This window comes from Yinghuangia seranimata, from assembly GCF_029953285.1.
In the GTDB taxonomy this organism is placed as follows: Bacteria; Actinomycetota; Actinomycetes; order Streptomycetales; family Streptomycetaceae; genus Yinghuangia; species Yinghuangia seranimata.
Genome location: NZ_JASAOI010000010.1, coordinates 38,881 through 61,804, shown reverse-complemented (window position 1 = coordinate 61,804; position 22,924 = coordinate 38,881). Strand labels below are relative to the sequence as shown.

Genomic DNA, 22,924 nt, shown 5'->3' with positions numbered 1-22,924 from the left:
CGCGGGTCAAGCCGCCCCCTGAAGCACGGGACGGGCCGCCTTTGACAGTGAGGGTTCGGTGCGGCTTGAGGCGCGGGCCGGCCGCGCGGAAAATCCAAAAGCGGGAGGGGCGGGAGGCCGTCAACAGCGCTGCAGTCCAGGAACGGTGCGGCCAGAGGTCTGCCCCCGCCCGAGATACCCTGGCCTGATCATGAACGGCTTCAGCACGTCCCCCGGTGACCTCGCGCTCGACCGGTTCCCGCACGACTCCCGGGATCCCCTGCGGGCCTGGGACGCGGCCGACGCCTACCTGCTTCGCCGGCTCGCCGGGCTGCCCGGGCCGGAGGGGGAGCCGGTCGCGGCGGCCGACCTCGGTGGCCGGGTGGTCGTTCTCGGCGACCGTTGGGGTGCCCTCACCACCGCACTCGCGGCCTTCCGTCCGACGCTGGTCACCGACTCGTACCTGACCGCCGAAGCCACCCGCCGCAACCTCGCCGCCAACGGTGCCGACCCCGACCAGGTGCGGATCACCACCACGCAGGACGCCCCGCCCGAGCGCGTCGACGTCCTGCTCGTCCGCGTCCCGAAGAGCCTCGCGCTGCTCGAGGACCAGCTGCACCGCCTCGCGCCCAGCCTGCACGAGGGCAGCCTCGTCGTCGGTACCGGCATGACGACGGAGATCCACACCTCGACGCTCGACCTCTTCACCCGCCTCGTCGGCCCGACCCGCACCACGTTGGCCGAGCGCAAGGCGCGGCTCATCCTCGCCACGCCCGACGCCGCCCTCGCCCGCCCCGCGAACCCGTGGCCGCTGACGTACGCGCTCCCGTCGGACATCGGCGTGATGGCGGGGCGCCCCGTGGTGAACCACGCCGGGGTGTTCTGCCCCGACCGGCTCGACATCGGCACCCGGTTCCTCCTCGAGCACCTGCCGACCCCGCCGGCGAACGGGCACGTCGTGGACCTCGGCTGCGGCAACGGCGTCGTCGGCACCGCCGCCGCGCTCACGACCCCCGGCGTCCGGGTGACGTTCGTCGACGAGTCCTACCCGGCCGTCGCCTCCGCCGAGGCCACGTTCCGTGCCAACACCCCGGACGCGAAAGCGGAGTTCGTCGTCGCCGACGGCCTGTCGGGCGCCGCGCCCGCGAGCGTCGACCTGGTCCTCAACAACCCGCCGTTCCACACCCACCGGGCCACCACCGACACGGTGGCCTGGCGGATGTTCCGCGACTCCCGCGCCGCGCTGCGGCCCGGCGGGGAGCTGTGGGTCATCGGCAACCGCCACCTGGGCTACCACGTCAAGCTGAAGCGCCTGTTCGGCAACTGCGAAGTCGCCGCGTCCAACCCGAAGTTCGTGGTCCTGCGCGCCGTCAGGTGACCGGTCAGGCCGCCGACGGCGCCCGGGTCATCGGCACCTGGACGATGATCGGTTCACCGTCCCCCAGGTGCATGACGCCTCGCCCGGCCTGAACCGGCTGCCCCACCAACGACCGCGCCAGACGCAGCCCGATCAGGTCGCCGTCCATCGTGTTCTGCGGCGACAGCAGCAGCCCGCGGCGGGCCTTCTTGACCTCCAGCTGCCAGCCGGTGAACCCGGTGCAGATGTCGTCGGCGTCTCCCGCCAGGATGAGCCCGAGGTCGGGTCGCGACGACCGGCGCGGGATCCGCACCAGCTCGGAGCCCGCGTCGACGTCGCGCAGCAGTTCGCCGTCGTCGACCAGCACCACGCCGGGTCCGGACAGCTTGTCGACCGCGATCGCGAACTCCTCGGCGGAGACCTCGGTTCCGGTGAACATCGCCACGACGCCCGGCGCCTCCCGCAGTTCGCGGATCGGCGACTCACGCGGCGCGAAGACGATCAGCTCGGTGCCCTCCGTGAGGTATGTGCGAGCCGCCGACAGCAACGCCGTGCTGCGCCCCGACTGCGCGGGTCCGGCGATGACGAACGCCGGTGTGCCCTGCGCGAGATCGGGCCCGAGCGCGGCAAGCGTGTCGCCGCCGACGGCGACCATGCTCCACAGCGGCCCGCCGGGCGCGGGCGCGGTGCCGCGGCCGCGCATGGCCCACGCGGCGGGGAACTCGATGCGGTTCGGCAGCACGTCGACGCCGAAGGGCCGCTGCGAGGGCAGGACGTCGGCGTCGCGCTCGTCGGCTGCCTCGGCGATGGAACGCAGTTCGGCGGCCTGGGCCTGGCCGCTCGGGTCCTCGCCGAGCAGCGCGACCTGCAGCTCGACCGCGCCGACGCGGTACGCACGGCCCGGCGGCAGCGTGTCGGGGGCCTTGCGCGACGGCAGGCCGACCAGTCCGAAGTCGCCCTTGTCGCTCATCGAGAACGCCATGCGGTTCTCGGTCAGCGTCGAGATCCGCCCGGTGAGCAGCGTGCGGTCGCCGGTGACGATCACGTGCACGCCGACGCTCGCGCCCTCGCGCATCAACTGCAGGACCACGTCGTTGTAGTCGCCGTGGTTGAGGGCGCCCAGCGACGACTGGAACCCCTCCCAGCGGTCGAGCAGCAGGACCAGGTGCGGCAGCTTGTCGGCGGGCGCCGAGTGCGCGCGCTGCTCGCCGATGTCGGTGAAGCCCAGTTCGCCGAACAGCGCCATGCGGCGCTGTACTTCCTCGCTGATCTTGCCGAGCAGCCGGGTCGCGCGCTCGGTGTCGCCCGAGCGGGCCACGGCTCCGCAGTGCGGCAGCGCCTCCAGCGCCAGCAGCGCGCCGTTTCCGCAGTCGAGCCCGTAGATGTGCACGTCGGCACAGGAGTTGGCGACGGCCAGCCCGCCCGCGATGGTGCGCAGCAGCTGCGAGCGCCCGGTGCGCGGTGCGCCCGCCACGAGCAGGTGGCCGAACGTGCTCAGGTCGACCGACCGCACCCTGCGGGCCTGTTCGGTGGGGATGTCCTCGACCGCGTACGGCGCGGGCGCGAGCGTCCCGGGCGCCACGGCGGCGAGCGCCCGGCCCACGGAGGCCATGCGTGCGCCCGCGCCCGCCGGAGCCTCGGCGCCGGGGACGGCGCCGGCCACGAGGGCCTCGCCCCGCTCCCGCGCGCCGGCCTCGGCGGCGATCTCCGCGAGGTCGTCCGGCGTCAGCAGTTCGGGCAGCGGAGGCGCCCACGGGCTGTGCTGCGGGGGGATGCCGAGCCGGGTGTTGGCGTCCCGTACGGCGTCGACGAGGACCGCGAGGTCGGTCAACAGGTCGTTGTTCTCGGCAGTGGTGCCGCGCGGTGCCGCCGGGAGCGGGGATCCGAGGGCGGACCACGGGAGTTCGACGACCCGGGGCGGCGGCAGCGTCTCGTCGTCGCGCAGCCCCGGGCGCCGGCCGCCGACGCGGGCGGACTGGAACGGGAGCAGCGAGGTCGCGCCGAGCCGGGCGTACGCGCGTCCCGGCGTCGACTTGGAGATGCGTCCGGCGTCAGGCGCGTCGATCACGTCCGAGCTCTCCGCGCCGTCGGTGACGCGGAGCGCCACCCGCAGGTTGGTGTTGGCGCGGATCTCGGGGGAGACGGCGCCACTGGGGCGCTGGGTCGCGAGGATGAGGTGGATGCCGAGCGAGCGGCCTCGGCGGGCGATGTTGACGAGCGCCGTGACGTACTCGCCCATCTGCGTGACCATCTCGGCGAACTCGTCGATGACGATGAGGAGCCGCGGCAACGACCTCAGCGACGGGTTGGTCCGCATCGCGATCTGGTAGTCCTCGAGGTCCTTGGTGTCGGCGGCGGCCAGGATGTGCTCGCGGCGCCGCAGTTCGGCGGCGAGCGACTCCAAGGCGCGTTCCACCAGCCGGGCTTCGAGATCGGTGACCATGCCGACGGTGTGCGGGAGCCGTGCGCAGTCCTTGAACGCGGCGCCGCCCTTGAAGTCGACGAGCGCGAACGTCATCTCGTCGGGCCGGTTGGCGACCGCGAGCGACGCGACGATGGTCTGGAGCAGCTCGGACTTGCCGGAGCCGGTGGTGCCCGCGACCAGGCCGTGCGGGCCGTCGCGCACCAGGTCGACGCCGAACGCGCCGTCGAAGGACTCGCCGACGACCGCCACGGTGGAGCGACCACCGAGCGCCCAGCGGGCCGCGATGGCGTCGCCCGTGGGCGGTTCGAGTTCGAGGACGTCCAACAGCCGTGAGGAGTCCGGGAGTCCGGCGGCCTCCTCGTTCTTCGCGTCGCGGATCGGCGCGAGGCCGCGCGCGAGGTCGTCGCACCACGCGGCGGAGACCGCGTCGGGGCGGACACCGTCGGCAGGGGCGGCGCCGCTGCGGGTGACCCGCAGCGTGCCGTACCACTCCTCCTCGACGACCGCGCCGCACTCCTGCGGCAGCAGGCGCCGGTCGGCGTCCAGGCACACCGCGTAGATGCCGACCCTGGGGCCGTCGCGCAGGATCTGGGTGACGCCCGGCACGGTGCGCAGGCGCCGCGACCCGTCCATGACGACGAGGACGTCCGGGTCGGGGAGCCGGCCCTCGGCGCCGTTGCGTTCGGCCAGGGCGTCCTGGCGCGTCGTCAGCAGCGCCAGCAGCTCGGCGATACGCCGCCCGACGGATTCGGCGTCGGTGCCGACGAACGCGACGGCCTGGCCGTCCTGTTCGGGCCGGCTGTGCGGCAACCACCGCACCCATTCCCAGTCGGCGCCGCCGGCATGGTCGGTCAGCACGCAGATGCGCAGGTCCATGGGGCTGTGCAGGGCGGCCGCCTGGGCGACCAGCCAGCGGCCCACGCCGCGCGGCAGCGTCCCGCCGCCGGCCACGCCGAGCACGCCCGCGGACACCAGCGGCACCACCACGGGTACGTCGGCCAGCGTGCGCGGGTCCTGGCGCCGGTGCTCCTCGCGCCGCGGGTCGGTGAGCTCCACCTCGGACGGCATCGCGCCGGTGCCGACCCGCAGGAACAGGTGGTCGGGGTCGTCGCGCCGCCGCTCCCACAGGCGTTGCCGCGGGCCGGTGGCGATCAGCGCCGCCTTGGCGGGGTCGGGGAAGGCCGCACGGCGCTGCAGCGTCTCCACGGCGGTCGCGTGCGCGACCTGTTGCTCGATCGAGGTCTTGCGCTGCTGGTACTGGGCGAGCCGTCGGCGGTACGACTTGCGGCCGTGCCGCTTGTTGGTCACGTACATGCCGATCATCGACAGCGGGCTCAGCAGCGCGAGGAAGAGCATGCGCGTGGTGTGCATGACGTAAGCCATGACCAGCGCGCCGAGCAGCGGGGTCAGCGCCATCAGCCACGGCAGCGGGTGCGGGTCGCCCTGCTCGGGGCGCTGGGGGATCTGGAACTTGCGCTGGCGGGGCAGCGGTTGGACGCGCGGCGGACGGTTGAAGTCGAGGCCGCCGCCGCCCTCGGCCGGACGCAGCGCGGTGTCGGGGAAGGTGGGAACGGCCCGCTCGCACACGGTGTGGCCGCAGACCAGCACGGTCCGGACGGGCCATTCCACGGTCCCGTCCAGGACTTCGCCGTCCAGGGTGGCCTCGGCACCGGGCAGCGCGCGCACCGTCACGGTGCCGTCGACCGCCACGTCGATCTCGACGGCCTCGGCGGGCAGCGCGGGGTCGGCGACCCGGATCCAGGCGTCGGGTCCGGAACCGAGGACGGCGGTGCTGGGGCCGAGCCGGTGCACGCCGCCCGCGTCGGGGCCGCTGACGACGTGGATTTCGGCCACTCCCTGGGCGGGCGCGTCGTGGACGGGTGTGCCGACGCCGAGCACCACGCCGTCGCGCACCGGGGACTCGCCCACCGTGAGCTCGGGGTCCATCGGCTGTCCGGCGGTGTACAGCGCGGGCGGCGCGCCCGAAGAGCCGGAGACCCCGTATTCGCGGCCGAGTTCGGCGGCCAGCACGCCCACGGTGACCTCGGGGGCGACCTCGACCAGCACGTCCGCCTCGGAGTCCGCCGTGGCCAGGCTCAGCCTGATCTCCATCGCTCTCCCCTTCGCAAGTGACCAAGCGGAAGGCTATCCCGCACATTTTTGATCGGGCTTGTCGGAGAAGGGAGTTCGCGTGCCGCGCACGAGAGTTCATCACCCTCTTCCTTCTCGTTCACCTGCGGTCAGCCGAACGATTCCTTGCGCCGGGCTAGATCTTGATGGGTCGCGATCTTCCGGCTTGACCACACCGCTCGACCCGGACGCCGAACGCGCCGGGCCGGCCGCCCAGAGAGGACGCCGACATGGCCTCCAACGTCAATGTCACGTACGAAGAGATGCGCAAGGCCGCCAACGACCTTTCGGACGGCCACGCCGACATCATCGACAAGCTGCAGGTGCTGCAGGCGTTCATCAAGACGCTGGTCAACGGCGGTTACGTCACCGACCGTTCGAGCAAGCAGTTCGAGCACTCGTACGAGGAGTTCAACACCGGCGCCAACAAGACCATCGAGGGTCTGCAGGGCATGAGCGCCTACCTCAAGAAGGCCGCCGAGACCTTCGAGCAGGCCGACCACGGCCTCGCGCAGGGCCTCAACGGCTGACGGAGCGCGCACAGAGCGGTACTTCGCACCACCGGCCCGGTGACCCCGGGCCGGTGGTGCGTGGCGTGTGGCGCGCCGACCGGCGCGCCTTACGGGGAAACGGCCCGGCACACACCGGGTCCGAACGGGGAGGGGCGGCGCCATGGGGCTGCTGCAAGGCCAGGACCTCAAGGTCAACGGCCCGATCGTCGACGAGTTCGCGCGTCGTCTGGAGGCCATCAAGAAGGACATCGACGACGCGGGGAACCTCGTCAAGGGCAAGCAGGCGGCACTCGGCGAACACTCGGCCGAGGAAGCGCTGCACTCCTTCGAGTCGAACTGGCACGACGGGCGGGAGCGCATCTCCGAGGCGATGAAGTCGCTCGCGGAAATGGCGCATTCGGTCCTCGGCGAGATGGAGAAGCAGGACACGAGCCTCGCCGCCGCGATCACGGCCGGCCAGCCCTCGCGCCCGGTGTGACGATGACCAGCGTCCAGACCCACCTTCCGGTCGGCTTCTCCATCACCGTGCCCGACGACTGGTACGAGTTCGACATCCACCCGGCCAGCCGCGACGACAACATCCGCCGCGCCGTCAACGCGCGCATTCGCGAGGCTCCCGAACTCGCCGAGCACCGGCAGGCGTTGCTCAAGGCACTGCGCGGCGTCGCGCGCGAGGCGTGGGAGACCGGTGCGCTGTACTGCGGCTGCATGGCGGACGAGTTCGACTCGGTGCCGCTGACCGCGAACCTCACGGTCTCCGTCGTGTCCACCCGTTCGCCGACCGGCGAGCTGGTCGACCTGGACCCGCGCGCGATGTCCGCCGCCCTCAAGTCGAAGGCCGCGCGGCACGGCGGCGACACCTGGCAGCGGGTCAGCACGGTCGACATCGAGGACGTGGGCCCGGCCGCGCGCACCGAGGGCGTCGAGGACCTGCCCGTGCCCGGGACACCGCGCAAGCTACGCAGCGTGACGATGCAGACGTTCGTCCGCATGCCGGGCGTCAACGACTACGTGTGCGTCGTCACCGCCACCAGTCCCCGGCACGAACTCCAGGAGATGTTCCTGGAGTTGTTCGACACCGTCAGCGGCACGTTCCGCTTCGAGTACCCCGCCTGAGCAGCCGACCCGGCCCGAGGAGGACCCGCCGTGGTAGTGATCAGCCTTACCTACGCCGACATGACCCGCATGGCCGACGACCTCTCGGACGGCCGTTCGCAGATCGCCGACCAGCTGAAGATCCTGCAGGCGTTCGTGCACACGCTCGTCGAGGGCGGCTATGTCACGGACGAGTCGAGCAAGAAGTTCCTGACGTACTACACCGAGTTCGACAAGGGCGCGAACCAGACGATCGCCGCGCTCGACGACCTCGGCAGGTTCCTGAAGGACGCCGTGGAGAACTTCCGCAAGCTCGACAAGGACCTCGCCGACGGCCTCCGCGGCTGACCTACGCGCATTTCGAGGATGACACATGGGCCAGTGGGATGTGCTCGGGTACTCGTCGGACCCCGTCCCGGGCGACACGAACCAGATCAAGCAGCTCGCGGACAGCTTCCGGACGACGTCCGACCGCGCGGGCATCGCGCAGAAGCAGACCAGTGACGCGCGCGACGACAACGACCTGCGGACGAACTGGACCGGCGAGGCCGCGAAGGCGTACGCCGAGCACTTCAAGGGCGTCCCGGACGACCTGACGAAGTTGCACGACTCCTACAAGACCGCCGCCGACGCGCTGACGGCCTACTACGGAAGCCTGGTCACCGCGCAGGCGATGCGCGACTCGGCGCTCACGGAGGCCACCAAGGCCGACGGCGACCTGAAGGCCGCGCAGACGGCCAAGAAGGCCGCGGACGGCGAGGTGGACGCGGCGGCGAAGAACCTCCAGACCATCCAGAACCAGGCGACCCCGCCCGACGCGGCCACCCTTCAGGCGGCGATCGACCGGCACAACAAGGCACTGAACGGCCAGACCACGCACGGCAACGACGTCACCGACGCGACCGGTCGGCTCAACCACGCCAAGGGAATCGTCAAGAACGCCGTCGACATCCGCGACAAGGCCGCCAAGACCCTCACGGACGCGCTGCACCAGGCGTCCAAGCAGGGCATCAAGAACCTGCACTGGTGGGAGACCGCCATCGACTGGTTCTACGACCACGTCGTGCCCTTCCTGAAGATCGCGGTCGCGGTCCTCGGCGTCATCGCGCTCTTCGTCAGCGGCCCGCTCGGCTGGATCGTGTTCGGCCTCGCCCTCGCGGTGTTCGCGACGACCGCGTACGAGGCGTTCGCCCGACACAGAGCCGGCGTCGGGGACGTCGTGTTGGCGGCCCTTGACGTGATTCCCGGCATGAAGGGCCTGACCCTGATCGGCAAGGCCAAGTTCCTGGGCGCGCTGGCCAAGTCGGGCAAGTTCCCGAGGATCCTGAACGCGTTCACCAAGACCGACGGCCTGGCCATGAAGACCGCCAAGTTCTTCAGCCCCAAGGGCGGGCTCAAGAAGGCCTGGGACGGCAAGCTCTTCAAGATGCCGACGAAGACCAGCGGCATCAAGAACGCGGCCGCGCGCGGCGCCGTCCGCACGGGCAACACCACCATCCGCTACGGCATGCAGCTGCCCTCGAACTTCGCCACCAAGTACGCCACGACGCTGGCCGCCGAGCATCTGAACGGCAACGACGTCGAGCTGTGGAACCCGGGCGCGGCGATCAACGCCGCCGCGGGCGCGGTGGTCAGCGTCGGCGGCAAGGACCTCGGCACGCTCTTCAAGCACCGCGTCAGGGACGGCAAGTGGCTCCCCGGCAAGCGCGCCGCGGACGACCACCGGGTCGGCCAGCAGCGGCCCACGGACCAGGCCCGCCAGAACACCCACGAAAAGGCCGCCACGACCGAGCGTGCGAAGGCCGACGACTACCGGAACAACGCGCAGACCAAAGAGAACGAGGCCAAGGCGCACGAGCAGACGGCCAAGGACGAGCGCACCTCCCGCGAGACCGAGAAGCAGAACGCCAAGGACCAGCGCGAGGAAGCCGGCAAGCAGGCCAAGGAGGAGAAGTCCGAGGCCAAGCAGGCGAAGGCCGAGGACAAGTCCGCCAAGGGCCACGAGAACCAGGCCCAGTCGCACGAAAAGGCCGCGGCCAAGGACAACGACACCGCGGCCAAGCACGACACGAAGGCCGCCGCCGCGGCCAAGGAGCACGAGGCGCAGACGAAGACCGCGAACGACAAGCACGCCGAGGCCCGCGGCCACGAGCAGACCGCCCAGGACAAGGCCGCGGCCGCCCACAAGAGCGACACGGACGCGAACACGGCGCGCACCAAGGCGGAGGGCCACGAGAACAAGGCCGACGACCTCCGCACCCAGGCCCGCGAGCACGAGCGCCAGCAGAGCGAGCACCAGGCCAAGGCCGACAAGGAGCCGAACAACCCCGACCACGCCAGGAAGGCGGCCGAGCACAAGGACGCCGCCGAGCAGGCGCACACCAAGGCCCGCGAGGAAGACGCGCATGCGAAGACCGAGCGCGACGCGGAGACCAAGGCCAAGGACGAGGCCACCACGTCGCGCAAGGAAGCCGACGACGCCACGAAGGCCGCGCACAAGGCCGACGAGGCGAGCACGAACGCCAAGCAGCGCGCCGACGACGCCGACACCGCGCGGCAGCAGCACGAGACCAAGGCCGCCGACGCCCGCACGTCGGCCAAGGACCATCAGGACGCGGCGGCCAAGGAACGTACCGAGCACGACGCCGCCAAGGAGCGCGCCGACGACCACCGCAAGAACGTCGAGCACGCGCAGGACAAGCACGACGAGGCGAACAAGGCCGCGAAGGACGCCGACGAGCGCGCCGACCAGCACAAGGCGAACGCCAAGGCGGCCGACAAGCAGCACGAGGCGGCGGACAAGGAGTCGGCCGCGAACAAGGAGCGCGCCGCCGAGGCCGACCGCCGGGCCGAGCGGCACGACAACCTCAAGGACAACAAGGACCCGGACGGCGACGCGCGCTACACCAAGCCGTACCACCGGCTCCTGGACTCCACCTCGGACAGCCTCAACACGCGGCGCCACTGGTACTCGGGCGGCATGAACAGCATGACGTCGAGCGTGATCGGCAAGGCCGCCGAGGACTACTGGAAGCAGTCCCACGGCGAGCAGGTCAACTGGGCGTACGACCTGACCAAGAGCGGCTTGACCGGCTTCGCCGGCGGCGCCGGCCAACAGGTCGTCAGCAAGTGGCAGGTGAACCCGGGACCGTTCAACAAGTCGTTCAGCGGCTCCGACCACCACACGTTCGGTGTGCGCGAGTGGGAGAAGCCCGGCTGGCAGTGGGAGCGCACCGCCGAGATCGGCGTGAAGCGCGTCGCGAAGGCCTTGCCCGAATTCGTGGGGCTGTGACCGCCATGGGCCAGTGGGATGTGCTCGGGTACTCGTCGGACCCCGTTCCGGGCGACACGAACCAGATCAAGCTGCTCGCGGAGAGCTTCCGGACGACGTCCGACCGCGCGGGCATCGCGCAGAAGCAGACCAGTGACGCGCAGGACGACAACGACCTGCGGACGAACTGGACCGGTGAGGCCGCGAAGGCGTATGCGGAGCACTTCAAGGGCGTTCCGGACGACCTGACCAAGCTGCACGACTCGTACAAGACCGCCGGCGACGCGCTGATGGCCTACTTCGGAAACCTGGTCACGGCACAGGCCATGCGCGACAGCGCGCTGCGCGACGCGACGCAGGCGGACGGCGACCTGCGCAACGCACGGACGGCGAAGGGCACCGCGGACCGTGAGGCGGACGCGTCCGCGAAGGACCTCCAGACCCTTCAGAACAACGGGACGACGCCCCCCGACCCGGCCACCCTCCAGGCCGCGGTCGACCGGCACAACAGGGCGGTGAAGAGCCAGACCACCCACAACAACGCGGTCAACGACGCGACGGGCCGGCTCAACACCGCCAAGACCACGTGCAAGAACGCCGTCGACATCCGGGACAAGGCCGCCAAGACCCTCGCCGACGCCCTGCACCACGCGTCGAAGCAGGGCATCAGGAACCTGCACTGGTGGGAGACCGCCATCGACTGGTTCTACGACAACATCGTGCCGTACCTGAAGATCGCGGTCGCGGTGCTCGGGATCATCGCGCTGTTCGTCAGCGGGCCGCTGGGCTGGATCGTGTTCGGCCTCGCCCTGGCGGTGTTCGCGGCGACCGCGTACGAGGCGTTCGGCCGACATCGGGCCGGGGTCGGGGACGTCCTGTTGGCCGCCCTCGACGTGATCCCCGGCCTCAAGAGCCTGAGCCTACTCACCAAGGGCAAGTTCATCGCCGCGCTGACCAAGTCCGGAAAGTTCCCGGGCATACTGAACGCGTTCACCAAAGCCGACGGCGTGGCCATGAAGACCGCCAAGTTCTTCAGCCCCGGCGGCAAGCTCAAGGCGGCATGGGACGGAAAGGCCTTCAAGGCCGCCGAAGGGGCCGGCTTCGGCAAGCGGTTCGCGGTCGGCTCGGCGAACTTCTCCACGAAGTACGGCATGCAGTTCACCTCGAACTTCGCCACGAAGTACGCCACGACGCTGGCCGCCGAGCATCTGAACGGCAACGACGTCGAGCTGTGGAACCCGGGCGCCGCGCTCAACGCCGCCGCGGGCGCGGTCGTCAGCATCGGAGGCAAGGACCTCGGCACGCTGTTCAAACACCGGGTCAAGGACGGCAAGTGGCTGCCCGGGAAGCGGGCCGCGGACGACGGGCGAGTCGGAAAGCAGCGCGAGACCAACGACGCCCGCGAGACCACGCACAACGAAAAGGCCGCGGACGAGCGCGCACGCGCCGACCGGGCCAAGGAGGAGGCGGCGCCGCACCGCGAGAACGCCGAGGACGCCAAGCAGCGCGCGGCCGACCGGCGTGACCTGCGTGACGATCAGCGCCAGACCGCCTCCCAAAAAGAAGGCGACGCCAAACAGCACGCCAAGGAAGAGCAGCAGGCCACCGGCAAGCGCGACGCCGAACAGACGTCCGCCAACCGGCACGAAAACGAGGCCGCCACGCACGACAAGGCCGCCGCCGACGACAGGGCACAGGCGGGCAGGCACGACGATCAGGCGGCCAAAGCCGACCAGGACGCCAAGGCACACGCCAAGGACTCGCGCGAGCACAGCTCCCAGGCGGCCGAACACCGGCAGACCGCGCAGGAGAAGGCCACGGAGGCGCGCGCACACGACGAGAGCGCACGCACGTCGCACGAGAAGGCGGGCGAGCACCAGAGCAAGGCCGACGAACACGGCACGCAGGCCCGCGAGCACGAGACCAAGGCCGCCGAGCACGAGGCCAAGGCCAAGCAGGAGCCGGACAACCCCGAGCACGCCAAGAACGCCGCCCACGAGAAGGCCCAGGCCGAAGAGCAGCACAAGGCGGCCGAGCGCGAGAACGCCGAGGCGAACAAGCACCGCGAGGCCGAGACCAAGGCCAAGGAGGACGCCGACCGGGCCCGCCGGGAGTCGGCCGATGCGAAGAGCGCCGCTCGCGAATCGCACAAGGACGCGGCGGATTCCCGGCAGCACTCCGAGGACGCCAACTCCGCCCGGGACCACGAGCGGCAGCAGGCGAAGGACGCGCGCGACTCGGCCGGCAAGCACGACGAAGCCGCCGCCAAGGAGCGGACGGAACGTGACAACGCCCAGACGCGGGCCGACGAACATCAGAAGGCGGTCGAGCAGGCGCAGCACGCCCACGACAAGGCCTCGGGCGAAGCCAAGCAGGCCAAGGAGGACGCCGCGGCGAACAACAAGGCCGCGAAGGAGGCCGACAAGGACTTCAAGGCGGCCGACAGGGAGGCCTCCCGTCACGAGGCGCGCGCGACCGAGGCGACGAACCAGGCCAAGCGGCACGACAACCTGGCGCAGAACAAGGACCCGGACGGCGACGCCCGCTACACCAAGCCCTACCACCGCCTCCTGGACTCCACGGCCGACAGCCTCAACACCCGTCGGCACTGGTACTCCGGCGGCATGAACAGCATGACGTCCAGCATCGTGGGCAAGGCGGTGGAGGACGCCTGGAAGTCGCACAACGGCGAGCGCGTCGACTGGGCGGGCGACCTGAGCAAGAGCGCCTTCACCGGATTCACCGGAGGCGCCGGGCAGCAGATCGTCAGCAAGTGGCACGTGAACGCCGGCGGCTTGAGCCCGTTTCGCAGCGGCGACACTCACGCGTTCGGCGTGCGCGACTGGTCCAAGCCCGGCTGGCAGTGGGAGCGCACCGCCGAGATCGGCGTCAAGCGGGTCGCCAAGGACCTGCCCGACTGGTACACGGAGGCCGAGGACAAGGTGTTCGGCCCCTGACGGCGTCTTCGCGTACGTGAACGGGGTGGTGCGCACCGGAGTCCGGGTGCGCACCACCCCTCGTGTTCCCGGGACCGGACGAGCCGGCCGAGGAACGGAGCCCGTCAGCGGGCGGGCGTCTGCTTCTTCGTGGTCTCGGGCGCGGGCGGGGACGGCGAGCCGGAGGGCTTCGGCGGGCAGACCTGCGGTGCCGGGGCCAGGCCGAGGCTGCCGTCCTGCATGCGGACCAGGGTGGTCACGGTGAAGCACACGTTCACCGGCGCCGTTCCCCGCGGGAGGCCGAAGACCGCGTTGGAGACGCCCACCGGGGTCTGGCGGCGGTCGATGACGTTGCCCTGGGGGTCCAGGGCGAGGACCAGGAAGCCGGCGACCTGCTTGGTGTCGGTCGGCGGCTGCCACGCCACCTGGACGCTTTCGCCGAACGACACCATCGCGACGTCGTGTGGCGCGAACTGCGAGCCCTGCGAACCCGGGAGCAGTTGCGCGCCGCCGCTCCCGGGCGCCGACGGCGAGCCGCTCGCCGCCGGCTTGGCCTTGTGGCCCTTGTCCTTGCCGACCTGGACGAGGGCGACCGCGCCGCCCGCGAAGAGGACGGCCGAGGTGATGGAGAGCGTCCACAGCCAGCGTCGGCGGCGGCGCCTGCGGGCCTCGAACTCCGGGTCGTCCTCTTCGTCTTCGTAGGGTTCCTCGGGCGGGTCGGGGCGCAGCAGCGGGTCCGGCTCGTCGGGTTCCGGGTCGAGGCGCGGGACGCGGTCGGCGACCGTCGCGGGGACCAACGTGCAGAGTGTGCCGTGGACTTCGCCCAGGGAGGGGCGGTCGGCGGCGTGCGGGGCGAGCATGCGCTGGAGCAAGTGGCCGAGCGCGGGCGGGATCTGGGTGCCGCGCGGGGCGGGCAGGCGGCCTTCACCGACGAGCTGGTACAGGGCTTCGGTCTTGACGTCCAGGGCGTCGGTGCGCTGCGTGGTGAGGGCCTGCGGTGTGCCGTCCAGGAGGGCGTAAAGCGTCGCGCCGAGCATGTAGACGTCGGCGGCCGGGCCGGGGAGTTCCCAGCCGGCCAGTTCGCGGGGCGCGTACGCGGGGTCGAACGGCCGGGCCGCGCCCGGGACCGCCCGGGCCACGGCGCGGGCGACGCCGTGGCCGGCCAGGTACGCCTCGCCGTCGTCGCCGCGCAGCAGTGCGCTCGGCCGTACGTCCAGGTGCAGGACGCCGCGGCGGTGCGCGGCGCGCAGGGCGAGGCTCGCGCGGATGCCGATCAGCAGCACCTCGCCGAGCGGCAGCGGCCCGGTGCAGGAGCCGTTCGCGTACCACTCGCCCACCAGGTAGCAGCGGCCCTCGGGGGTCGCGCCGACGTCGAGCACGGTCGCGGTGCACGGGTGGCGTCCGGCGGCCGCGGCGGCGAGGAGTTCGGTGTGCAGGGCCAGCAGTGCGGCGTCGCCGGTCGGGCGGACGTGCAGCACGGTGACCGCGACGTCGCGGCCCCGGGCGGTGTCGCGGCACAGCATGACGCTGCCGTGCGCGCCGACGCCGAGCGGGCGTATCAGCGCGAAGCCCTCGGGCGGGGCGGTCGCGGGGGAGAGGGTGTGGAGCGCGGACCCGGCGCCAGAGGGTCCGGACGGGGGCTCGGCACCGACGGAAACCGCGATACGCACGTGCTGCCCACCCCCGAGACCCGCTTCACCCGACCCTGGTATCCAGTCATGGCCGGGTGTCCGCGAAGTGAACGGCGAACTGCCGTGGCGTGACGGATGATCAGCCAATCCGCACGTCGGGCGGCGGTTCGCGGACACCCACCGGTTGATCGTAAAAGGTCTACACCAATGTGGCCGCGCGCGGGCAAACCGCTTGATCCACTTGTGGACGCGTGCCTAGGGTGCGCACGTGACCGACGCCTCCCCGTACCCCGCCCCGCCCACCGCCCAGGTGCTGATCTTCGACGCCGACGACACCCTCTGGGAGAACAACGTCCTGTTCGAGCGCGTCATCGACGACTACCTTGACTGGCTCGTCCACCCGGTGCTCTCGCGCGACGAGGTGCGCTCCGTCCTCGACGACATCGAGCGGGCCAACGCCGTGACGCACGGCTACGGCAGCAAGGTGTTCCTCGGCAGCCTCGCCGACTGCTTCGCGCGGCTGCGCGAGCGCCCCGCCACCGGCGCCGAGCTCGAGCACATCGCGGAGCTCGCCGCGCCGCTCATCGAGCGCGGGCACGTCGAGCTCATGCCGGGCGTCGCCGACACGCTGGCGGTGCTGGCCGGGCGGCACGACCTGCGGCTGCTCACCAAGGGCGCGGTCGACGAGCAGCGGGAGAAGATCGAGGCGTCCGGCCTCGACGCGCACTTCCGCAGCGTGCACATCGTCGCCGAGAAGAACACCGACACCTACACCGCGCTCGTCGAGGACCTCGGCCTCGACCCCGAGCACAGCTGGATGATCGGGAACTCCCCCAAGTCGGACATCATCCCCGCGCGCAAGGCCGGACTGCGCGCCGTTTTCATCCCGCACCCGCACACCTGGGTGTTGGAACAGGAAGAGGTCGACCCGGGCGACACGGGCGTCCTGCACCTGACGGCGTTCCGCGACCTGCTCCGGCACTTCTGACACTTCTGAGCACACGGCGCACCGGGCCGCTCTGGTCTACTAGGCGCGTCCCCCTCGTACGACCCCGTGGAGCACCGGCATGACCGCCCGAACCCCTTCCGTGTCCTGCGTCTTCGTCTGCCACGACGGCGACGGGCGGGTGCTGCTCGCCCGCCGCGGGCCGGAGGCGCGCGACGAGCGCGGCGCGTGGGACTGCGGCGCGGGCGCACTGGAGTTCGGTGAGGCGTTCGAGACCGCGGTCGAACGCGAGGTGCGCGAGGAGTACGTGGCGGCGCCCAAGGAGATCGTCCAGCTCGGCGTCCGCAACGTGCTGCGCGGCGACCCGGTCGAGTCGCACTGGGTCGCCGTCGTCTTCGCGGTCCGGGTCGAGCCCGACGCGGTGGCGATCGGGGAGCCGCACAAGTTCGACGCCCTGGAGTGGTTCGCGCCCGACGCGCTGCCGGGGACGCTGCACTCGCAGCTGCCGGAGACCCTCGCGCTGTTCGCCGCCGCGGCGGCGGAGGGGCGGCTGTGACGGCCGCGACGGGGGAGGCGGGGGAGCCTCCGGCCGGGGAGGCCGCGGGTGAACGCCGGGCGACCTGGTTCGAGCTGTTCTGCGACCTGGTGTTCGTGGCCGCCGTCGGGCAGGTCACGCACCGGGTCGGCGGACATCCGACGCTCGGCTCGGTCGCGGGCGCCGCCGCGCTGTTCGTCCCGGTGTGGTGGCTGTGGGTCGTCTACACGACGCGTGCCAACCGCTTCGACCCCGACGACCTGGTGCACCGCATGCTGACCATGGTCGGCATGGCGGCCGTCGCGGGCGTCACCGTTTTCGTCGGCGGCGTCGGCCACGGCGGACGCGGTACCGACGCGGCGTTCGCGGTCATGTACGTCGCCGCCCGCGCGGTCATCGTCGCCACGTACGCGGTCGCGGCCCGGCACGACGCGCTGTTCCGGCCCATCCTGCGCTCGTTCGGCGCGGGCACGGCCGCGACCTCGGCGCTGTGGATCGGCGGCGTGTTCCTGCCGTCCGGCCCCGCGCGGTACGGCGTGTGGGCGGCCGCGATGCTCGCCGAGCTGGCCCTGCCGTTCCTCGCCCGACGGCGCATATCCGGCGCCCCGGTCGACACGGAACACCTGCGCGAACGGTTCGGCCTGTTCACCATCATCGTGATCGGCGAGGCGGTGCTGGGCCTGACGAACGGGCTCGCCGCGTCCCCGCGCGCGACCGTCTCCAGCGCGCTGACCGGCGCGGCGGCGTTCGCGGTGTGCGGCGGGCTGTGGTGGACGTACTTCAACGCCAGCAGCACCCGCCGGGGCAGCCACGAGGCCATGGCCGAACGGCAGTCGCTGCGCGACGCGTACGTGTTCGGGCACCTCCCGGCGCAGCTGGGCCTGGCCCTGGCGGGCGCCGCGCTCGGCATCGCGGTGGCCGGCGACGAGCCGCACGTCCCGACCGCGGCGGCGGCCTGCCTGCTCGGCGGCGTCGGCCTGTTCTACGCGTCCTCGGCGGCGGTACGGGCGGCCTTCACGGGCCCGCGCGAACCGGCCGTGCTGACCCGCCTGCTGACCGCCCTGGCGTTCCCGGCGCTGATCCCGCTCGCCCCGCATGTCCCGGTCGCCGTCCTGCTGTTCGCGACGGCCGCGCTGATCGCGGGGACGGTCCTGATCGAGGCCCCGGCGCACCGGCGACGGGTGGCGGTGGGGGAGGCGGCCGCGGCGGGGTAGGCGCGCGCCCGGGGTACGGCCACCACGAGCGCCTGTGCCCGAGGGAGTCGCCCGACCGGCACGACCACCGAGACGGCGGCCGGGGTGCCGACGCCCGTCGCGGTGCGCGGCCGAGCTCGGCGTCCTCGGGCCCGGCGACCGTGCGGAACAGCTCCCGGGCGGGCACGCGCGAACCGACCCCGACCGTCCGTGCCGCCGCGGTGCGCCTGTCGCGATCCGTTGTTGTTCCTGTCGCGGTGGGCCGCCCGTCGCGAACCGCCCCGTCCGCCGGCCGACCGTCAGCGCTTGCGGTCCCTGAACATGCCCGACAGCCCGTTCCCGTTCTCGTCCAGCGCGTTCCGCTCCAGTGCGAAGAACAGCAGCGACGGCTCGTCCGTCCGCCCCGCCGAGGTCATGGCGTGGGCCAGCACCTCCTCGCACACCTCGGCGCGCGTGCGGCCGGGCGGCGGCGTCAGGGTGCCGCGGTAGCTGGCGATGGTGTCGGCCCACTGGACCGTGATGATCCAGTGGTGGCTGTGCGGTGCGTCAGGCATCCGCCGATGATGTCAGTCCCGCACCGCGTGTGCTCAGCGGCGCACCAGCGCGTCGCGGGTCAGACCGTCCACCGTGGCGTGGCCGGACAGCGCCGTCGTCAGGTCGAGTTCGGCCATGAGGCAGCGCAGCACGTGCCGCACGCCGTCCTCGCCGCCGAGCGCGAGGCCGTAGGCGTACGCCCGCCCCACCAGCACCGCGCGGGCGCCGAGCGCGAGGGCCTTGGCGATGTCCGCGCCGGTCCGCACCCCGCTGTCGAACAGCACCGTCAGGTCGTCGCCGACCGCGTCGACCACGCCCGGCAGGGCGTCCAGCGCCGCGATCGCGCCGTCGACCTGGCGGCCGCCGTGGTTGGAGACCACCACGCCGTCCATGCCGGCGTCGCGGGCCTGCCGCGCGTCGTCGGGGTGCAGGACGCCCTTGAGCACGATCGGCCCGTCCCAGTGCGCGCGCAGGAACGGCAGGTGCTCCCACGTCGCCGCCGGGTTGGAGAACATGCCCGCCCAGTGCGCCACCGCGCCGAACGGGTCCTCGTCGGCCGGCTTCGCCAGCCCGGCCCGGAACGCCGGGTCGGTCAGGTAGTTCGCGATCCCGACCGAGCGCAGGAACGGCAGGTAGGACCGGTCGAGGTCGTGCGGCCGCCAGCCCAGCAGCCCGGTGTCGAGGGTGACCATCAGCGTCGTGAACCCGGCTGCCTTCGCACGCGCCAGCAGGCTCGCCGCCACGGCCTCCTCACGCGGCCAGTACAGCTGGTACCAGCGCGCGCCGTCCCCGGCCGCGGCCGCCACGTCCTCCATCGGCGTCGACGACGCGGTGCTCAGCACGGACGTGAGCCCCAGCGCGGCGGCCGCCCGCGCCGCCGCCGACTCGGCGCCCTCGTGCACGATCGACAGCACTCCGACCGGCGCGAGCAGCAGCGGGGCGGTCATCTCGGTGCCGAGGACCGTGCGCGCCAGGCTCCGCGTCGAGACGTCCCGCAGCATGCGCGGCACGATCGCCCACCGGTCGAACGCCTCCCGGTTCGCCCGAGCCGTCGCCCCGGTGCCGGCCGCGCCCGCGACGTACCAGAACGGCCCGTCCGCCAGCACCGCGCGCGCCGCGTCCTCCAGCGCCGCACCGTCGGTCGGATACGCCGGGACCCGGTCCTCCAGCAGCCCCTGCAGGTAGATCTCGTCCTGGAACCCGGACAACGGCCCGAGCGCGGGGCGCCCGGCAGCCGACCCGGCGGCGTCATCGGTGGTCATCCGACCTTCTTACACCGAAGCCGCGGCCTTGTGTCCCTTTCCCGGCGCGACCATTCTCGACAGGTCGTGATCGGGTGGCGTGCCACAGCCGACACCCGGCGCGGCGGTCATGTCCGAGACCGGCACGGGGGAAAACGGATGGAACTCGACGACGCGACACTGCACTTCCCGTTCGACACCGGACCCGGCGGGACGCACCCGACCGAGTTCGACGCGCTGCGCGGCTTCTGCCCCGTCGCGCCCGTGGTCCTGCCGTCGGGGGACCGGGCGTGGCTGGCCAGCCGCTACGACGACATCCTGACCGTGCTGGGCGACCCGCGCTTCAGCCGCCGCCCCGACATCCCGGGCGCGCCCAGGCTGGTCGCCGCCTACGACGGCACGATGGTCAAGGACATGATCGTCGCGATGGACGCGCCCGAGCACACGCGGATCCGCCGCATCGTGCAGGGCGCGTTCACCCCGCGCCGGATCCGCACCTGGCAGCCCCGCGTCCAGGCCGTCGCCGACGACCTGCTGGACGCGTTCGCGGCGTCGCCGGGCCGCACCGGCGACATCTACGAGGGCTTCGCGCTGCCGCTGCCGATCCGGATCATCTCCGAACTGCTCGGCATACCCGAGGCCGACGCGGCGTCGTTCCGCCGCTGGACCGAGATGGGGCTGTCACTCACCCGCTGGACGCGCGAGGAACTCGTCGCCGCGCACCGGGAGTACATCGCGTACGTCGCCACGCTCATCGCCGAACGCCGCGCCGCGCCCCCGGTATCGGACGAGGACGACGCCGACCTGCTCGACGCCCTCGTCTCCGCCCGGGACGACGACGACCGGCTCAGCGAGACCGAACTCGTCAACCTCGTCAGGGCGTTGATCTCCGCCGGGCACGAGACGACCGCCACCGTCTTCAGCCGCGGCCTCTACACGCTCCTCACCCACCCGGAGCAACTGGCGCTGCTGCGCGCCGAACCCGAGCGGCTGAACGACGCGGTGGAGGAGATCCTGCGCTTCGTCCCACCGGGCTCGGGCGGCACACCGCGCATCGTCACGACCGAACTGGAGCTCGGCGGCGTGACGGTGCGCCCCGGCGAGGGCGTGGTCGCGCCGTTCGGCGTAGCCAACCGCGACCCGGCACGGTTCCCCGACCCGGACCGCTTCGACATCACCCGCGACCCCGCCGGGCACATCGCCTTCGGGCACGGGCCGCACCACTGCCTCGGCGTCCATTTGGCGCGCCTCGAACTGCGGACCGCCTTCGAAACCGTGCTCCGACGCCTCCCGGACCTCGAACTCGCCGTGCCCGCCTCCGAGCTGGCGTGGTCGGAGGGCCTGCGCGTACTCAAGCTGCAGGCCCTCCCGGTCCGTTGGTGACCGCCGGCGGCTACTGCTGCGGCGCGCTCGTGATCAACGCGAACACCGCGCCGAACGGGTCGAGCACCATCGCGATACGGCCCGCCATCGGCACGTCCATCGGCGGGATCAGCAGCATGCCGCCGAGCTCCCGGGCCTGCATGGCGGCCTCGTCGCAGTCCGCCACCTCGAAGTACGGATGCCACTCCGACGTCGACCCGGCCGCCAGGTTGTCGGGCGGCAACTGCATCAGGCCGCCGTGCATGGTGGTCGGGCCACCGCCGCTGGGGGACACGATCGAGTACGCGAGGCCCTCGCCGCCCATCGGAGCGTCCACGATGTCCCATCCGAACACCGCACGGTAGAAGTCCTTGGCCGACGCCGCGTCCGTCGTGTACAGCTCGAGCCAGCTCATCGACCCGGGGGAGTTCACGTCCTCCAGGCCCGTGACCTCCCCCGGCTGCCACACGGCGAACTCGGCGCCGGTCGGGTCGGTGAACGCGGCCATCCGGCCCTTGTCGTCGACGTCGAGCGGCTCGACGCGCACACTCCCGCCCGCCTCCAACACGGCCTTCGCGGTGCCGTCGGCGTCACGCGTACCGAAGTACACCGTCCACCCGGAACTCGCACCCTCGGTCAGCGGCCCGATCCCGGCGATGGTGCGCCCGCCGAGCTTGAACCGCCCGTAGCCGTTGTTCGTCGCGTCCCCGGGCGTGAACGTCCAGCCGAACAGCCTGGTGTAGTACGCGGCGTGTGTCTCGATGTCAGGGGACCCCACGTCCAGCCACGTGGGACCGCCCGGGGTATTGGTCGAGGTGAGCATGCCACCCTCCGACGAATCGTCGTGACAAACCGCACGCAGCCGAATCCGCGCACGACCCCGTTGGAGCCAGCCTCGCAGGCCCTACCGACCCACCCAGGGCAACGGCACGCCGGGAAGCCCCGATATTCGGAAGCGAAGGTCAGTGGGCTGTCCAGCCGCCGTCTATGGGGAGGATGGCGCCGGTCAGGAAGGAGGCGGCGGGGGAGGCGAGGAGGAGGGCGGCGGCGGCGAGTTCGGTGGGGGCGGCCCAGCGGGCGGCGGGGACCTGGTGGGTGAGGAAGGCCTGGACGTGGGGGTCGTGGTCGACGTCGGCGTTGAGCGGGGTCCGGAAGGGGCCCGGGGCCAGGGCGTTGACACTTATCCCGGTCCCGGCGAGCTCGGTGGCGAGGCTCCGGGTGAGTTGCACGACGGCGCCCTTGCTCGCGGCATACCCGGTACGGCCCGCGGCGCCGACGAGGCCCAGGGCGCTGGCGAGGGTGACGATGCGGCCGTAGCCGGCGTCGCGCATCACCGGCACCGCGGCCTGGCAGGCGAGGAAGGTGCCGACCACGTTGACGTCGAGGCAACGACGCAGGTCGGCGGCGGTCAGGGTGTCGATGGTGCCGCGCGCCTGGATGCCGGCGCTGGTGACGAGGATGTCGAGGCGGCCGGTGCGGGCCGTGGTCTCGGCGACGAGGGCCCGCACGCTGTCCTCGTCGGAGACGTCGCAGGGCAGGCCGTGGACGTCGGTGCCGGTCTCGTCGGTGATGGCCACGGCGGCCTCGGCGCACGCGTCCGCGCGACGGCTCGCGACGACGACGTCGGCCCCGGCGGCGGCGAGCGTGCGGGCGATCTCGAGTCCGAGGCCTGCGGACCCGCCGGTGACGAGGGCGGTCTGCCCGGTGAGGTCGAGGTCGGTGCGGAGTGTCGCGCGGGATCCCATCGGGGCCTCTCCGGTGTGTGCTGGCCGGGCAC

At 72.2% G+C, this 22,924-nt stretch carries 17 protein-coding genes; 11 read left to right on the top strand and 6 right to left on the bottom strand.

Annotated features, from left to right (window positions below):
- Positions 1 to 190: 190 nt before the first annotated feature.
- Positions 191 to 1,357: a methyltransferase gene (locus tag QI554_RS06610; protein ID WP_281466903.1), complete on the top strand. Its 1,167-nt coding sequence runs from the start codon at positions 191 to 193 to the stop codon at positions 1,355 to 1,357.
- Positions 1,358 to 1,361: 4 nt separating this feature from the next.
- On the opposite strand, the gene QI554_RS06605 is transcribed toward QI554_RS06610, so the two are convergent.
- The gene (locus tag QI554_RS06605; RefSeq protein ID WP_281466901.1) at positions 1,362 to 5,873 is read right to left on the bottom strand and encodes an FtsK/SpoIIIE domain-containing protein; all 4,512 of its coding nucleotides are present in this window, start codon (positions 5,871 to 5,873) and stop codon (positions 1,362 to 1,364) included.
- Between the two features lie 248 nt (positions 5,874 to 6,121).
- Between QI554_RS06605 and QI554_RS06600 the strand changes: the two genes are divergently transcribed.
- From QI554_RS06600 to QI554_RS06575, 6 genes are all read left to right on the top strand, one after another.
- Positions 6,122 to 6,421, top strand: coding sequence for a WXG100 family type VII secretion target (locus QI554_RS06600; RefSeq protein WP_281466899.1), 300 nt, complete (start codon positions 6,122 to 6,124; stop codon positions 6,419 to 6,421).
- 142 nt (positions 6,422 to 6,563) lie between these two features.
- Positions 6,564 to 6,881 carry a hypothetical protein gene (locus tag QI554_RS06595; protein ID WP_281466897.1) on the top strand — a complete coding sequence of 106 codons (318 nt, stop codon included), beginning with the start codon at positions 6,564 to 6,566 and terminating at the stop codon, positions 6,879 to 6,881.
- A gap of 2 nt (positions 6,882 to 6,883) precedes the next feature.
- Positions 6,884 to 7,519, top strand: a complete 636-nt coding sequence (locus QI554_RS06590) for a hypothetical protein (RefSeq protein WP_281466895.1) — start codon at positions 6,884 to 6,886, stop codon at positions 7,517 to 7,519.
- A gap of 30 nt (positions 7,520 to 7,549) precedes the next feature.
- Complete coding sequence (locus tag QI554_RS06585; protein WP_281466894.1) at positions 7,550 to 7,846, top strand: WXG100 family type VII secretion target; 297 nt, start codon at positions 7,550 to 7,552, stop codon at positions 7,844 to 7,846.
- 25 nt (positions 7,847 to 7,871) lie between these two features.
- Positions 7,872 to 10,790: a hypothetical protein gene (locus tag QI554_RS06580; protein WP_281466893.1), complete on the top strand. Its 2,919-nt coding sequence runs from the start codon at positions 7,872 to 7,874 to the stop codon at positions 10,788 to 10,790.
- On the top strand, positions 10,787 to 13,726 hold the full coding sequence (locus QI554_RS06575; RefSeq protein ID WP_281466891.1) for a DUF5336 domain-containing protein: 2,940 nt from the start codon (positions 10,787 to 10,789) through the stop codon (positions 13,724 to 13,726). Before QI554_RS06580 ends, QI554_RS06575 begins: the two co-directional genes overlap by 4 nt.
- Positions 13,727 to 13,830: 104 nt before the next feature.
- Here the strand turns inward: QI554_RS06575 and QI554_RS06570 are convergent, their stop codons facing one another.
- Entirely contained in the window at positions 13,831 to 15,375 is a 1,545-nt protein-coding gene (locus QI554_RS06570; RefSeq protein ID WP_281466889.1) for a serine/threonine-protein kinase, read from the bottom strand.
- A gap of 229 nt (positions 15,376 to 15,604) precedes the next feature.
- Between QI554_RS06570 and QI554_RS06565 the strand changes: the two genes are divergently transcribed.
- From QI554_RS06565 to QI554_RS06555, 3 genes are all read left to right on the top strand, one after another.
- Positions 15,605 to 16,324 carry an HAD family hydrolase gene (locus tag QI554_RS06565; RefSeq protein ID WP_281466886.1) on the top strand — a complete coding sequence of 240 codons (720 nt, stop codon included), beginning with the start codon at positions 15,605 to 15,607 and terminating at the stop codon, positions 16,322 to 16,324.
- Between the two features lie 79 nt (positions 16,325 to 16,403).
- Positions 16,404 to 16,838 (top strand): NUDIX domain-containing protein, encoded by a 435-nt coding sequence (locus QI554_RS06560; RefSeq protein ID WP_281466885.1) that lies wholly within the window; start codon positions 16,404 to 16,406, stop codon positions 16,836 to 16,838.
- A complete protein-coding gene (locus tag QI554_RS06555) occupies positions 16,835 to 18,031 on the top strand; it encodes a low temperature requirement protein A (protein ID WP_281466883.1) in 1,197 nt (398 codons plus the stop codon). The genes QI554_RS06560 and QI554_RS06555 overlap by 4 nt, the downstream gene beginning before the upstream one ends.
- A gap of 278 nt (positions 18,032 to 18,309) precedes the next feature.
- Here QI554_RS06555 and QI554_RS06550 read toward each other — a convergent pair whose 3' ends face one another.
- Together QI554_RS06550 and QI554_RS06545 are read right to left on the bottom strand one after the other, a co-directional pair.
- Positions 18,310 to 18,564: a hypothetical protein gene (locus QI554_RS06550; RefSeq protein ID WP_281466881.1), complete on the bottom strand. Its 255-nt coding sequence runs from the start codon at positions 18,562 to 18,564 to the stop codon at positions 18,310 to 18,312.
- A gap of 33 nt (positions 18,565 to 18,597) precedes the next feature.
- Positions 18,598 to 19,806, bottom strand: a complete 1,209-nt coding sequence (locus tag QI554_RS06545; protein ID WP_281466879.1) for an alpha-hydroxy-acid oxidizing protein — start codon at positions 19,804 to 19,806, stop codon at positions 18,598 to 18,600.
- A 138-nt stretch (positions 19,807 to 19,944) separates the two neighbouring features.
- Between QI554_RS06545 and QI554_RS06540 the strand changes: the two genes are divergently transcribed.
- Complete coding sequence (locus QI554_RS06540; RefSeq protein ID WP_281466877.1) at positions 19,945 to 21,168, top strand: cytochrome P450; 1,224 nt, start codon at positions 19,945 to 19,947, stop codon at positions 21,166 to 21,168.
- A gap of 10 nt (positions 21,169 to 21,178) precedes the next feature.
- On the opposite strand, the gene QI554_RS06535 is transcribed toward QI554_RS06540, so the two are convergent.
- Positions 21,179 to 21,970, bottom strand: a complete 792-nt coding sequence (locus tag QI554_RS06535) for a VOC family protein (protein ID WP_281466875.1) — start codon at positions 21,968 to 21,970, stop codon at positions 21,179 to 21,181.
- A gap of 139 nt (positions 21,971 to 22,109) precedes the next feature.
- A complete protein-coding gene (locus tag QI554_RS06530; protein ID WP_281466873.1) occupies positions 22,110 to 22,892 on the bottom strand; it encodes an SDR family NAD(P)-dependent oxidoreductase in 783 nt (260 codons plus the stop codon).
- Positions 22,893 to 22,924 lie beyond the last annotated feature (32 nt).